The organism is Pacificibacter marinus (genome assembly GCF_018860505.1).
GTDB classification, from domain to species: Bacteria; Pseudomonadota; Alphaproteobacteria; order Rhodobacterales; family Rhodobacteraceae; genus Celeribacter; species Celeribacter marinus_B.
The window spans coordinates 73978-88037 of sequence record NZ_JAHKPU010000013.1; the positions used below are offsets into that span (position 1 = coordinate 73978).

15 protein-coding genes are annotated in these 14060 nt (G+C 51.1%); 10 read left to right on the forward strand and 5 right to left on the reverse strand.

Features of this window, described 5'->3' with window-relative positions:
• The first annotated feature begins 5 nt into the window (after positions 1–5).
• From KO503_RS02615 to KO503_RS02630, 4 genes are all read left to right on the forward strand, one after another.
• Positions 6–929, forward strand: coding sequence for a homoserine O-succinyltransferase (locus KO503_RS02615; RefSeq protein ID WP_215990041.1), 924 nt, complete (start codon positions 6–8; stop codon positions 927–929).
• Positions 922–1869 (forward strand): alpha/beta fold hydrolase, encoded by a 948-nt coding sequence (locus KO503_RS02620; RefSeq protein WP_215990042.1) that lies wholly within the window; start codon positions 922–924, stop codon positions 1867–1869. Before KO503_RS02615 ends, KO503_RS02620 begins: the two co-directional genes overlap by 8 nt.
• A 93-nt stretch (positions 1870–1962) precedes the next feature.
• Positions 1963–2847 carry a polyphosphate kinase 2 gene (gene ppk2 / locus KO503_RS02625; protein ID WP_215990043.1) on the forward strand — a complete coding sequence of 295 codons (885 nt, stop codon included), beginning with the start codon at positions 1963–1965 and terminating at the stop codon, positions 2845–2847.
• Positions 2847–3464 (forward strand): TetR/AcrR family transcriptional regulator, encoded by a 618-nt coding sequence (locus KO503_RS02630; RefSeq protein WP_215990044.1) that lies wholly within the window; start codon positions 2847–2849, stop codon positions 3462–3464. The genes ppk2 and KO503_RS02630 overlap by 1 nt, the downstream gene beginning before the upstream one ends.
• Positions 3465–3499: 35 nt before the next feature.
• On the opposite strand, the gene KO503_RS02635 is transcribed toward KO503_RS02630, so the two are convergent.
• The 3 genes from KO503_RS02635 to rplM all read right to left on the reverse strand — a co-directional run bounded on the left by KO503_RS02635 (position 3500) and on the right by rplM (position 5568).
• Entirely contained in the window at positions 3500–4453 is a 954-nt protein-coding gene (locus tag KO503_RS02635; protein WP_215990045.1) for a GSCFA domain-containing protein, read from the reverse strand.
• 165 nt (positions 4454–4618) lie between these two features.
• On the reverse strand, positions 4619–5101 hold the full coding sequence (rpsI, locus tag KO503_RS02640; RefSeq protein WP_215990046.1) for a 30S ribosomal protein S9: 483 nt from the start codon (positions 5099–5101) through the stop codon (positions 4619–4621).
• Between the two features lie 2 nt (positions 5102–5103).
• Positions 5104–5568 carry a 50S ribosomal protein L13 gene (rplM, locus tag KO503_RS02645; protein WP_215942995.1) on the reverse strand — a complete coding sequence of 155 codons (465 nt, stop codon included), beginning with the start codon at positions 5566–5568 and terminating at the stop codon, positions 5104–5106.
• 369 nt (positions 5569–5937) lie between these two features.
• On the opposite strand from rplM, the gene KO503_RS02650 reads away from it, so the two are divergent.
• From KO503_RS02650 to KO503_RS02670, 5 genes are all read left to right on the forward strand, one after another.
• Positions 5938–7152, forward strand: a complete 1215-nt coding sequence (locus KO503_RS02650) for an NADP-dependent isocitrate dehydrogenase (RefSeq protein ID WP_215990047.1) — start codon at positions 5938–5940, stop codon at positions 7150–7152.
• 156 nt (positions 7153–7308) lie between these two features.
• Complete coding sequence (locus tag KO503_RS02655; protein ID WP_252730915.1) at positions 7309–7815, forward strand: HupE/UreJ family protein; 507 nt, start codon at positions 7309–7311, stop codon at positions 7813–7815.
• Positions 7816–7983: 168 nt separating this feature from the next.
• A complete protein-coding gene (locus KO503_RS02660; RefSeq protein WP_215990049.1) occupies positions 7984–8538 on the forward strand; it encodes a hypothetical protein in 555 nt (184 codons plus the stop codon).
• A gap of 93 nt (positions 8539–8631) precedes the next feature.
• Complete coding sequence (locus KO503_RS02665; protein ID WP_215990050.1) at positions 8632–9255, forward strand: YitT family protein; 624 nt, start codon at positions 8632–8634, stop codon at positions 9253–9255.
• Positions 9256–9280: 25 nt separating this feature from the next.
• A complete protein-coding gene (locus KO503_RS02670) occupies positions 9281–9895 on the forward strand; it encodes a YitT family protein (RefSeq protein ID WP_215990051.1) in 615 nt (204 codons plus the stop codon).
• A gap of 34 nt (positions 9896–9929) precedes the next feature.
• Here KO503_RS02670 and KO503_RS02675 read toward each other — a convergent pair whose 3' ends face one another.
• Both KO503_RS02675 and KO503_RS02680 read right to left on the reverse strand, forming a co-directional pair.
• A complete protein-coding gene (locus tag KO503_RS02675) occupies positions 9930–10976 on the reverse strand; it encodes a M48 family metallopeptidase (protein ID WP_215990052.1) in 1047 nt (348 codons plus the stop codon).
• Positions 10960–12009 (reverse strand): YjgN family protein, encoded by a 1050-nt coding sequence (locus KO503_RS02680; RefSeq protein ID WP_215990053.1) that lies wholly within the window; start codon positions 12007–12009, stop codon positions 10960–10962. Before KO503_RS02680 ends, KO503_RS02675 begins: the two co-directional genes overlap by 17 nt.
• 165 nt (positions 12010–12174) lie before the next feature.
• Here KO503_RS02680 and typA point away from each other — a divergent pair, with 165 nt between their 5' ends.
• On the forward strand, positions 12175–13992 hold the full coding sequence (gene typA, locus KO503_RS02685; protein ID WP_215990054.1) for a translational GTPase TypA: 1818 nt from the start codon (positions 12175–12177) through the stop codon (positions 13990–13992).
• Positions 13993–14060 lie beyond the last annotated feature (68 nt).

Sequence of the window (14060 nt, forward strand, 5' to 3'; positions counted from 1 at the left end):
ATCCAATGCCCATCACCTTGCCAGAAACCCTACCCGCCTTTGATGTCCTGTCGGCAGAGGGCGTTATGGTTATGGGGCTTGGGCGCGCTCAGACGCAAGAAATTCGCCCATTGCGCATTGCTTTGCTCAACCTGATGCCGAAGAAAATTCAAACTGAAAACCAATTTGCACGTCTGATCGGTGCGACACCGTTACAGATTGATTTTCAACTGATCCGGATGAGTGAACACCAAACCAAAAACACCGCCGCGGAACATATGGCGCAGTTTTATCGCCCTTTTGATGAGGTCAAAGCCTCAGGCGAAAAATTTGACGGCCTGATCATCACTGGCGCCCCGATTGAACATCTGACCTTTGACGACGTGACCTATTGGGGGGAACTCCAAGAGGTGTTCGACTGGACCCAAACCCATGTGCATTCCACATTTGGCGTGTGCTGGGGCGGCATGGCGATGATCAATTACTTCCATGGCGTCAAAAAACACATCTTAGACACCAAAGCCTTTGGCCTGTTTAGACAAAACAACCTCGCCCCCTCCTCACCGTATTTACGTGGATTTTCGGACGAATGCTTTATTCCAGTCAGCCGCTGGACCGAAATGCGTATGTCAGAGATTGAAGCCGTCCCCGGCTTGGTGCCTTTGCTCGGCTCAGATGAAACTGGGCCATGTCTTGTCCAAGACACCGATCACCGTGCGCTCTATATCTTCAATCACTTCGAATATGACACAGACACGCTGCACGAAGAGCTGATGCGCGATAAGCAATCCGGCAAGCCCATACTTTTGCCGCAAAATTATTATCATAATGATGACCCGAGCCAACGGCCTGTGAACAGATGGCGGTCTCACGCGCATTTGCTTTACGGCAATTGGATCAATGAAATTTATCAATCGACTCATTATGATTTGGAAAAAATAGGTGCTTAGCACAGTCATCATTCTTATTTTGACCACTGCTGTAACACTAACTCTCGCGCAATACCGTCGGCGGCATGCAGAACGTCTTGCCCCTATGCGCGGGCAGTTGGTGACTGGCCGTGGCGGCGCAACCATTCACGTGGAAACATATGGTCCTTCGCGCGCGCAGCCTTTGATCTTGATCCATGGCATGTCTGGGTCAACCTACGATATGACCCACAGCTTGCTGCCAGAGATTGAAAACGAGTTTCGTGTCTATGTTATTGACCGCCCAGGGTTTGGGCATTCTCCAATGCTTGAACATGGTGAAGACCTGATTTCACAAGCCCGTGCCATACGCGAGGCTGTGTTTGCCCTCGACAGTCGTAAACCGATTGTTTTGGGCCATTCTTATGGTGGAGCCGTGGCACTTGCGATGGCACTTGATGCGCCTGAATCTCTCGCAGCGCTTGTGCTTTTGTCCTCCCCCAGTCAACACTGGGACGCTGCGCCAGAAATGTTATATCGCCTTTTGACAACGCCTGTCATCGGCCCCATTGCCGCTTGGTTGATCGCAGCTTACGTGCCCAATTCCTATATCCACGCGCAAGTGAAAGATGTTTTCGCCCCGCAACCTATGCCTGACGGGTATATAAAGACCTACCAACCGCTCATCGCGCTACGCCCAAGCACGTTTTTGCTAAACGCGCGTCAACGGCTTGCCCTGAAAGCACAGCTGACCGACATGGCATTGCGCTACCCAACAATAGGTCTGCCCGTTGAAAGCCTACACGGCACAGCCGACCTCACAGTACCGCACCTCATCCATGCCATTCCTTTGGACACTCAAATGCAGGTCAACCACTTGGTGGAGCTTGGCGGCATCGGCCATATGCCACATCATTGCGCCTTAGAGGATGTAGAAAATGCCATCCATCGGGCTGCATCGCGCGCCGCATTGAATTCATAGGATAGCTTCTTTTGGCTGCGGCTCATTGCGCTGCCCACTCAAACGTCCCATATTAAGAAAAACAAAGCCAAAATCATACGTATGAGGCAATCTATGACCGAGTTACCTTTTGAAGGCGGCATCTCTAAATTCTACACCACCGAAGCCCCTGCTGACATTCGCAAAGCAGTCGAACAGGGTGGTAAAAAAGACATTTTGTCCCCAAGCTACCCTTACGACAAATGGATGAAAAAATCCAAATACGAAGACGAAATCAATGCGCTGCAACGCGAGTTGGTAAAGTTTTTAAGCGATGTGAACACCACAGGTAAACGCGTGGTTGTGGTTTTTGAAGGCCGTGATGCGGCGGGCAAAGGCGGCACGATCAAGCGGTTCCGCGAAAACCTGAACCCGCGTTCAACGCGGGTCGTGGCCTTGCCAAAACCCTCGGATCGCGAAAGTGGTGAATGGTATTTTCAGCGCTATATCAAACACCTACCGACGCAAGGTGAAGTGGTTTTATTTGATCGCTCTTGGTACAATCGCGGCGTTGTGGAAAAGGTGTTTGGCTTTTGCAGTGATGCCGAACGCAGGCATTTTTTCAATCAAGTGCCCGCGTTCGAACAGATGCTCATCGATGATGGAATTCTGCTGTTCAAAGTCTGGTTGAACGTTGGGCGTGCAGAACAATTGCGCCGTTTTCTAGACCGAGAAAAAGATGAGCTGAAGCAATGGAAGCTGTCTGGCATTGACGTCAAAGGCTTGTCCAAATGGGACGCCTATACGGACGCAATCACTGAAACGTTAAAGCGCACGCACAGCGATACAGCCCCTTGGACGGTTGTGCGCTCTGACGATAAATACCGCGCGCGCCTGAACGCCATTCGCGCAGTGTTGAGCCAAATTGAATATAAGGACAAAGATGTCGACGTCGCCCATGCGCCGGACGCGAAAATCACTGGTGGGCCTGAGATGTTGGACACGGGATCCGAAACCTAATGGCAAAGCGTGGCTACCATCACGGCAATCTACGCCAAGCGCTTGTGGATGCGGCCTTGACCTTGATCGAGGCCAAAGGCCCGACAGGATTTACCCTGTCCGAGGCTGCGAAAACGGCGGGCGTAACCCCCGCTGCGGTCTATCGCCATTTTGAGGGCCGCGAGGATTTGATCGCTGAAATCGCCCGCCAAGGCTATGAAGTTTTCGCCGATTTGCTTGAATACGCGTATGAAAAAGGCCTGCCGTCGGATCGTGAGGCATTTGAAGCAACGGGACGCGCCTATTTGGCTTTTGCCCGCAAATATCCCGGTCACTATGTGGCGATGTTTGAAAGTGGCGTTTCGATCCAACGCACGCCTGAACTCTATCAAGTGTCATCACGTGCATTGGGTGTATTGGAAAAATCTGCTGCGAAATTATCAGAACATATTCCAGCGGACAGGCGCCCGCCTCCGCAGATGTTTGCCGCGCATATTTGGGCAATGAGCCACGGCGTGGTGGAACTGTTTGCCCGCAATTCACCAGGCAGCAAAAGCCCCTTCCCGCCTGAAGATTTACTAGAGACAGGCATCGGAATTTATCTGCGCGGGCTTGGACTTATTCCAGCCGACGAGTGAGACTTAACCTCACCCATCTGCATTTTATCACAGCCTTAGGTGAGGTTATATGCGCTCAAAAACACAGACATGACACGATCCACCATCTGTGGTGCCACGCTGCGCAAATTAGCCTCAAAGGCAGGAATATCTTGCGCCCATGTGGTGACCAATTCATAGGATGGAAAATAGTCTATCGCACTGTTTTCATTGGTCATTTCGCCCGCCGCAGCACGCAAAACCGCTTTGGAATAGGTCGTCGCCGCCAAGACATGCTCATTTGATGCCGTAGCCGTCAAGGGTACGGGCGAGACGGTAAAAAGCAATTTCATATGGGGGTTTACCGCAGTGAGCGCGCTGTAGATCGCTTCTAAATCCCCCACGAGTTCATCAAAAGCAAAGTTGTGAAAACGGTAGCGTGCGGAGTCATAATCCCCCGCAATCACACCGGGCGCCAGCGCCATCACACGCCCCGCTTGGTCATCTATCCACGCCTCGGTTAACCCTAAGGTGAACACGAAGATATCAGTATCCACCAGCATTTGCCGCACACAAGCCAAATGCGCGCGGCGTTGATCCATCGCGGCACTCAGGCTTACAAATCCGTCGGGCTCGATCCCAGGGCGCAGCGCATCGAAAAAGCGATCTTCTTTTTGCCAAAACAGATCTTCATGCACTCTGTCTTGCGCCGCATCACCCAGCAATTCACGCAACTGACGCGGCGTATAAATATTGCCGTAACGCGCAGAATAGATGCCATAGCCAAGGCGTTTCGCATCATCTGCGCTCAGGCTCGCCGGTGCAGGCTCGGCATCAAGCACCGTCATGCCCTGCCCTTTGAGCTTGCAGCCAATATGCTGTGCAAAACAGCTGCCTGCTGTTGCGATAGTCGTCTTATCCGAGATTTCAAATTTCGGTGTGAACACGTCAGGCCAGAGCGTTTTGTCTGTTTCCACAACACCGCTGCGCCAATAGGCCTCATCAGACAGATTTGAATAATGGGATGTCACTGCCAAATTGCTCCGGTTCGATTGTAACGACTATGCAACGCATCATTGATCATGCCAAGAGGCGGTTCTTGTTTGCCACCAAAGCACCAATAGAAAAAGGCCGCCCAAAGGCGACCTTTTGAAACTTTATATAGCCAAGGACATAAGGCCCAAGACCAAAAGCGATTAACGCTTTGAGAACTGGAAAGAACGACGCGCTTTGCGCTTACCGAATTTCTTACGCTCAACAACACGCGAGTCACGTGTCAAGAAGCCAGCCGCTTTCAAAGCACCGCGCAACTCAGGTGTGTAGAGTTGCAAAGCTTTGGAAATACCGTGCTTAACCGCACCAGCTTGACCAGACAAACCGCCACCTTTGACAGTTGCGAAAACGTCGAATTCGCCTTCAACACCAGCAACGGTAAATGGCTGACGCAAGATCATTTGCAACACAGGGCGCGCAAAGTATTTGTCTTGGTCTTTACCGTTCACGACAACTTTGCCGGAACCCGCTTTGATCCAAACGCGTGCAACCGCATCTTTACGTTTGCCAGTGGCGTAAGCACGACCAAGCGCGTCACGAACAGGCTCGCGTGGGGCTGCAACTTCTACAACTGCTTCACCAGCAACGTCGTTAAGCTCTTCCAATGATTTGATTTCATCAGTCATGATTATGCGCTCCGAGTGTTTTTAGAGTTCATGGACTTAACGTCTAGAACTTCTGGGTTCTGAGCTTCATGTGGGTGCTCTGTGCCAGCGTAAACACGCAGGTTCGTCATTTGCTGACGAGACAGTTTACCACCTGGAAGCATACGCTGAACAGCTTTGGTCACAACACGCTCTGGGTGTTTGCCATCAAGGATTTGTTCCATAGAACGCTGCTTGATGCCACCTGGGTGACCTGTGTGCCAGTAGAACAATTTGTCGGTGCGTTTTTTACCGGTGAGCTGGATTTTGTCAGCGTTCACGATAATAACGTTATCACCCATGTCCATGGACGGTGTGAAAGATGGCTTGTGTTTGCCACGAAGACGCATAGCGACGATAGATGCAAGACGGCCAAGAACAACGCCTTCAGCGTCGATGATGATCCATTTTTTGTCTATGTCCGCAGGCGTAGCGGAGAAAGTTTTCATAGGACTACCCTTAAAAGGTCGAGAATTCAGATTGGGGTGTTCTATAGGTTTGGCGAACGCAGTCAAGGGGCACAAAATCAAATTAATCATTACAAAACAAGATGTTATAAAATAGGTATTATTTTACCCCACATAACCTCAACTAATTTCAACATCAAATCGGCCCAAAACGTTACTAAACGACATTTGTGCGCCAAAAAGTCAAAATCATTTCTTTACAATCATAGATTAGCACCGAAACACAACCAATGCACAATAGAGTGGCACAAGGTGAATAGATTTGGTATACAAAGGTATACACCATTCACTTTCCACTCAAAACGGTCTACGAATATTACAAATGACCCCAGACCTTTCAGGAGCCTGTCGATGAAAAAGATCAAGGTAGACAACCCAATCGTAGAGATGGACGGCGACGAGATGACACGGATCATCTGGCAGTTCATCAAGGACAAGCTGATCCTGCCCTATCTCGATCTAGATCTGCTGTATTATGACCTCGGTATGGAAGAACGCGATCGCACCGAAGATCAGGTCACTATTGATGCCGCAATGAAGACCAAAGAGGTCGGCGTCGCTGTGAAATGTGCCACGATCACGCCAGATGAGGAGCGCGTCAAAGAATTCGGCCTGAAAAAGATGTGGAAGTCACCCAATGGCACCATTCGCAACATCTTGGGCGGCGTTGTATTTCGTCAACCTATCATCTGCCAAAACGTGCCGCGCCTTGTGCCAGGGTGGTCTGATCCCATCGTAATCGGGCGTCATGCTTTTGGTGACCAATATAAAGCCACAGATTTTCAATTTCCGAGCGCTGGCAAGCTGACGATGAAATTTGAAGGCGAAGACGGAACTATCATTGAACGTGAGGTCTATGACGCGCCTTCGGCTGGTGTGTATCAGGCGATGTACAACCTCGACAGCTCGATCCGCGACTTTGCGCGCGCCTCGCTGAACTATGGGTTGAACCTTGGCTGGCCTGTGTACCTGTCCACCAAAAACACGATCCTCAAAGCTTATGACGGACGCTTTAAGGATCTGTTCCAAGAAATCTATGAAGCTGAATTTGAAGAGAAATTCAAAGAGGCCGGCATTTGGTACGAACACCGTTTGATCGACGATATGGTCGCATGTTGTATGAAATGGAACGGAAAATTCGTTTGGGCCTGTAAAAACTACGACGGCGACGTCCAATCTGACACAGTGGCCCAAGGCTTTGGCTCGCTGGGCTTGATGACATCGCAATTGATGACGCCAGATGGCAAAATTGTCGAGGCCGAAGCTGCCCACGGCACCGTGACGCGTCACTACCGCCAGCACCAAAAAGGCGAAGCAACGTCAACCAACTCCATCGCGTCGATCTATGCATGGACAGGTGGTTTGAAACATCGCGCCAAGCTTGATGACAATGCCGCGCTGCTCAACTTCGCGGAGACCCTTGAACGCGTGATCGTGGACACTGTCGAAAGCGGCTTTATGACCAAAGACCTCGCCTTGCTGGTCGGCCCCGATCAAAAATGGCTCACCACCATGGGATTCTTGGAAAAAATCGAAGAAAATCTCAACGCAGCGCTCGACGCTTAAACAACTGACTAAAAATATAAAATCGGGCTGTAGTTTACTCTGCGGCCCTTTTTCATGCGCAGGTTCAGACTTGTTTATCTACACATAGACAAGATAGACACACCACAGGCGCGACCCATGTCGGGGCGCTTTGTTTATCTTAGAAAAGAGACAGCTATGACCACGACCTTTTTCGATTCCTTTATGTCCGGTGCCCAACATCCAATATATGGGCTGGACCACATCCTTGCCATGCTAGTGGTTGGCGTTTGGGCGCTGCAAATTGGCGGACGGGCCATTTGGGCTGTGCCGCTTGGGTTTGTTGGCACGATGGCTGTCGGATTTATCGCCGCCCGCGCTGGCCTGTCCCTACTCTTAGTAGAGCCAATTATCGTCGCCTCAAGCATCGCGCTTGGTCTATGCGCTTTGTTTGCCCTGCGCCCATCGGTGCCGATTGCAGTCGCACTTACCAGCTTTTTTGGCCTGTTTCACGGTCATGCCCACGGGGTTGAACTTGGTGAGGCTGCACCGCTCGCGTTTGGTCTTGGGTTCGTTTTGGTCACGGCGGCGCTACACGCCTCTGGCATAGTGTTGGCGGGCTTTATGCGCCAAGCGCATAGACTTGCCCCCCGTGCCCTTGGCGCAGCTTCGGCACTCGTTGGACTATCCTTGGTGTTTGGATAAAAAAACGGCGATAGAGCGCAAATGCTATTCAAATTTTCTGAAAAATGTCTGCGTGACCTGCCTTGTTTTTGCCATAATATTTAGGTCCAATTTTATCTGTTAGCTTGGATTTAAGGCTGCAAACCCCATGTTCCGTTTATCACCACGGAAAACAGAAGGTTTCCCGCCATGCAGATTTCCAATGCCTATTCTCAGGCTGCACAAACCGCATCATATCTCGCTGCCAATCGCAGCGACGCCATCAATGGCGAAACAGAACGCGCATCCCCAATGGGTGCGAAATCTGATGATGCACCGAAAAAACGTCCATCGGCTGATGCCGTTTTTGCCAAATACGATTTAAACGATATTTCACCACGCGACATTGATAAAATGGCTGCCGAACTGCGCGCATCAGATTTTGATGATGTGGGTTTTATTCTTGGCCTTGAAACGCGTGGTGAAAAATGGCGGTCCCATATGATGGACTCGCTCAACACTGCGGGCTATGATTTTGAGCCCAATTTTGACCCGACCGCTTCGACAGATGTGATTGCATCGATCAAAGAACAAATCAATTTGTCTATGCGGTCCGGCAATTCGACAGAGTTTTTGAATGAACAGCTGTCGAAAATGGAAGATCGGAACGCAAAAGCGCATCCGCAGACGGCCCTTGAAGGGGCTTCATCGCAATTGGCGCAAACCTTGGTGCTGTTCCAAGCACAGCGTGTCTGGGTCGAATAACCCGCGCCAAAATTGTTTGCAGTTGATCTAGAACGGATCAACTTACCTCACGAGACACTAGACAGGTCAATATTGCTGCCATATAATGACCCTATGCCAGCGCCACACCCCCTGCCCCAAAATCCCCCCAAACACAGCTTGCTTGAAGACATTCAAGGCTTGGCCATTGGTTTGGTCACCACAGCGATCGGATTAAGCTTCATCGCGCAGCTTGGGTTCATAACGGGCCAAACGGCAGGACTGGCCTTGGTGATTTCATACCTGACACATATGTCATTTTCATGGGTCTTTTGGTTGATAAACATCCCGTTCTACATCTTGGCCTATTTTCGAATGGGCAAAGAGTTCACCATAAAATCAGCCATATCCGTTACGCTTCTGTCCATATTGATGGCCTATATTCCACCGTTGATGACATTTGAGACCTTAAATCCAATTTTCGGGACCATCGCCTTCGGCGTGCTAACAGGCTTTGGTTTGCTTGGTGTTTTCCGCCATAAATCCTCGCTTGGTGGGCTGGGTGTGTTGGCGTTGATTGCTCAAGATCACTTTGGCATCCGCGCAGGCGTGGTTCAAATCGCTTTTGACGCGGTGCTTTTCGCGGTTGCGTTCTTTCTGTTTGATGGGCATGTGGTTATATATTCTTTGCTCGGTGCTTTGATCTTGAACGGCGTGATCGCCTTTAATCATCGCCGCGACATCTATATTGCCAACTAAGCCCTAGAAACGAGCCTGATACCTCATGTCCAAATCCGATTTGAATCCCACCAAACACACTAATTTTGAGGACGCACAGGCTTTTGTTTATGGTACCGCAATCTGCGCGTTGTCGTTGATGATGCTCAAGACGCTTGGGTTGATCACGGGACAGACAGCCGGCTTGGCGCTGTTGATATCTTATCTGATTGAAGCTCCATTTGGCGTGGTCTTTTTCCTCGTCAACCTGCCGTTCTACTGGTTTGGATACAAACGCATGGGGGTGAAATTTGTCATCAAAACGCTGATCTGCGTCGCGCTGATCTCAGTGTTCACCGAAATATTTCCGCGCTTCATATCATTTGAAACACTCAACCCAATCTTTGGGGCCATCATGATCGGATTTATGACAGCCTCTGGCCTCATGGCGATCATCCGTCATGGCGGGTCTTTGGGCGGGATCGGCATTATGGCGCTGTATATTCAAGACGCGTTTGGCTTTAAAGCAGGATATGTGCAATTGGGCTTTGATGCGGTTTTGTTTGCCGTGGCAGCGTTTATTTTACCGCTCGACTTGGTGGCATATTCTTTGCTCGGCGCTGTCGTCGCCAACGTGGTGATCGCCATCAACCACCGCCGCGACCGCTACATCGCCACATAAACCAGACCTGCTTATGAGACATATGGAGGCCAAGCTATTGCTCGGCCGCCAATTTTTTGATGGTTTCAATCCGGTCGGCGTTGGACGGATGGGTTGAACGCCATTCGGGACCACCATCGCCATGATCATGGGACAAGGCCTCAAAAAAGTCAGCCAAAGCCGCCGGATCGTATCCCGCTGCAAAGGCTGTTTTAACCCCAATGATATCAGCAGAGGCTTCGTGTTCACGCGAATAGGCAAGAGAAGCCAAGGCGCTGCCCTCAAGCAGAACATCCTCAAGAATGGGCCCCACATCCCCTGCCACCAGCGCCACAAGTACATAAATCGACAAAGACCGATAGAGCTGATGCAGACTGTGCCGCTCTGAAACATGGGCCAACTCATGCCCCAAGATGCCAGCGAGAATGTCAGGATCGCCGAACTCCTCAACCAAAGCATCTGTCACCACGACCGTCCCCCCGGGCAAGGCAAAGGCGTTTGGTCCGATTTGATCGGCCTTGCGAAACAGCAAAGTATAGTCGCCATAAGGCGCATCTGGCGCGTGGGCTTTGATGTTTTCAAACACATCGCGGACCATGATTTGATCGGTTTGGGACAATTCTGTCGGATCGGCAAACAACCGGTCCATTGCGGCCATATTGCCTGTGTCCATCGACGACACCAAAGCCGCGGGCGTCAACGCGATGGCAACGGCCACCAAAAGGCCCAAGCCCCATTGCCAAACGGCAAAAACGCCAAGACAGCATAACGCGAGTACAGCAATCAGCCTTGGGTGCCAGACCTCAAGGTTTGACAACCAACTGTCACTTGAAGGCCCAAGCAACAGATTGGCACCTTTCACGTCGTCAGTGTCAAAGGTCCAATCCTCGCCAAAACGCATCAATATAGGTCCGCCAGAGACATGTTCGCGGCTTGTCGGAGACCCCGCATACAAAACATCACCATTATCTGCCAAAAGCCGCACCCCTGCGCCATCACGCACCAAACGCGCATTAACCCGCGTCGAACTTTGCGCCGCATAGGCATGGCCTGTGACCTCTCCCGATGATGTTTGGCCGTAAAAGTCAGAGGGCGAAGTCAACGTCTATCCCTTCAAAATCGGTGAAGGCATCGCCAAGCGCGCTGACCTCTTCTTCTTGTGCGCCAACAAAGGCGTCCAATGTTCCGTTGACCGTAATATAAGTGTTGCGCGCCAGATAGCGCGACATGCGCACATGGGTCCATGGCAACATCAACCCTAAGGACAGCATAACAGCCAGCGCATTGGTGATCGCGATTCCAACCAAGGCCAAAGGTTTGACGGTCGAGGTAAATTCATGTCCACCTTGAACGCTTGCAGCCGCATAGACGGCGTTGCGAATATAGGCGCGGTAGATAAAACCGGCGGGTAACACTGCAATGACAATAATGAGAACAGGCACAACTGTCATCAGATCAGAGGTCACCCAAATGGAGTCTTCGCCGAACAGCTGCCCTGCAGCCAATGCGGGGCCAAAAAAGACCGCAGTGATGGCAATCACAACGCCAACAGCCCAAAAGGCCGCAAAAACCAGCGCTTTGTAAAACGGGCCAACGCCACTTTCAAAATCAAATTGTGCTGTGCCGTAGCGATGATTTTTCACGTAATATCGTTGCTGGGCGCGTGCCACAAAGGGCCAAGCAAGATAAAGCGTAAAGAGGCACAAAACAGGGTAAAGCAAAAACACCTTAAGCGCATGCCAAAATGTACCATCAAAGCCAAAGCGCAGCCCCGAAAACGATGTCATCCGCGCATTGAATTTCAAAGATCTGTTGATCAGGTAAGGACCAACGCCAATAAACCCAAGCGCCAAGATGATCCCGACAACGGGAATAGCTGAAAGTACAGAATATAAGATAAGGGCTGCGACCACGATGACGCGCCCGATCAAAATCTGCTTGCCCGTGGCGTGATAATCAAACCGTCGCCCGTCGATGGTGGTGTTTTGCGCGAAGTATTTCTTGGTGCGCACCTTGGCCCAAGCCGAATAGATGCCAAGGGTCACAATCGACAACATCAAATTGACGATCCAGATGCCAAAATAGGTCTGAGCATCCCCTTTAAATTGAACTTGAAAGGTATCGCGCGTATCCATCAATCACTGCTTTCCGATAAAATTTAGGGCAATCTCTAGCACCTCATCCCGAAAAGCAATCACACATTGGGCAGTTTCAGCCCATTCACGTCAATTCAGGCTGGTCTTTTGATGGTACTCAGGCTATGCGCAGCGCAACCACATGGATTAAGAGAAAGACCAAGCATGGATCTTCGCAACATTGCTATCATTGCCCACGTTGACCACGGCAAAACAACACTCGTAGACGAGCTGCTCAAGCAGTCCGGCACATACCGCGCCAACCAAGCGACCACAGAGCGCGCTATGGACAGCAACGACCTAGAACGCGAGCGCGGGATCACCATCCTTGCCAAAGCAACCTCTGTCGAGTGGAAAGGCCACCGTATCAACATCGTTGACACGCCAGGTCACGCCGATTTTGGTGGCGAAGTGGAACGTATTTTGTCCATGGTGGACGGTGTTGTTCTGCTTGTGGATGCAGCCGAAGGCCCAATGCCACAAACAAAATTCGTAACATCAAAGGCGCTGGCTTTGGGTCTGCGCCCGATTGTTGTGGTGAATAAAGTCGACAAACCAGACGGAGAACCTGACCGCGCCTTGGATGAATGTTTTGATCTTTTCGCGACGCTTGAAGCTGACGACGATCAACTCGATTTCCCAACGCTTTACGCCTCAGGTCGTTCTGGCTGGTGTGACAATGAACTTGACGGTCCACGCAAAGACCTGTCCGCCTTGTTCGATATCATCCTCAACCACGTGCCCGCGCCTAAACAGCTCAAGAAACGCGACGAACCCTTCCGTATGCTTGCCACGACGCTTGGCGCCGACCCATTCTTGGGCCGTATGCTGACAGGCCGTGTTGAGACAGGCACGCTTAAAACAGGTGCTACGATCCAAGCCTTGAGTGTGCACGGTCAAAAAATCGAGCAATTCCAAGTCAAGAAAATCCAAGCTTTCCGTGGCCTTGGCATGCAAGACATCGACGAAGCCATTGCTGGCGACATCGTTTCCGTTGCAGGTATGACCAAAGCAACCGTTGCCGATACGCTCTGTGCACTTGAAATCGACGAAGCGCTTGAAGCCCAGCCGATCGATCCGCCAACCATCACTGTGACCTTTGGCATCAACGACAGCCCTCTTGCTGGCCGTGATGGTAAAAAAGTACAGTCGCGCATCATTCGCGATCGTTTGATGAAAGAAGCTGAAATCAACGTGGCGATTAAAGTCACCGACACCCCCGGCGGCGAAGCTTTTGAAGTTGCTGGTCGTGGCGAGCTTCAAATGGGTGTTCTGATCGAAAACATGCGTCGCGAAGGCTTTGAGCTGTCCATCTCGCGCCCACAGGTTTTGATCCGTGAAATCGACGGCGTCAAAATGGAGCCAGTCGAGGAAGTCACCATCGACGTGGATGACGAATACTCCGGTGCGGTGATTGAGAAACTCACAGGCGCGCGCAAAGGCGAGCTTGCTGAGATGAAACAACAAAGCGGCAAGACACGCATCATCGCCAATGTGCCCTCTCGTGGCCTCATCGGTTACCACGGCGAATTCTTGACGGATACCCGCGGCACAGGCGTTATGAACCGCGTCTTCCACGAGTGGGCCCCGCACAAAGGCCACATTCCCGGCCGCCGCGCTGGTGTTTTGATCTCTATGGATGCAGGTAAAGCCGTGTCCTACGCGTTGTGGAAACTTGAAGATCGCGGGCACTTCTTTATCAAAGCCCAAGACGACGTGTATCAAGGCATGATCATCGGCCAGCACACACGTGAAAACGACCTTGAAGTGAACCCCCTTAAAGGCAAGCAGTTGACCAACGTTCGTGCGTCAGGCACCGACGAAGCTGTGCGCTTGACCACGCCTGTAACATTGACGCTAGAACAAGCGATTGCCTACATCGATGACGACGAATTGGTTGAAGTCACGCCAAACGCGATCCGTCTGCGCAAACGCTTCCTCGATCCTGTCGATCGTAAGCGCATGGGTAAATCTGGCAAATAAGCCACTGATATAGGCATAAATGCTATAGATATTAAAAACGCCCGCTGATCACAGCGGGCGTTTTGCGT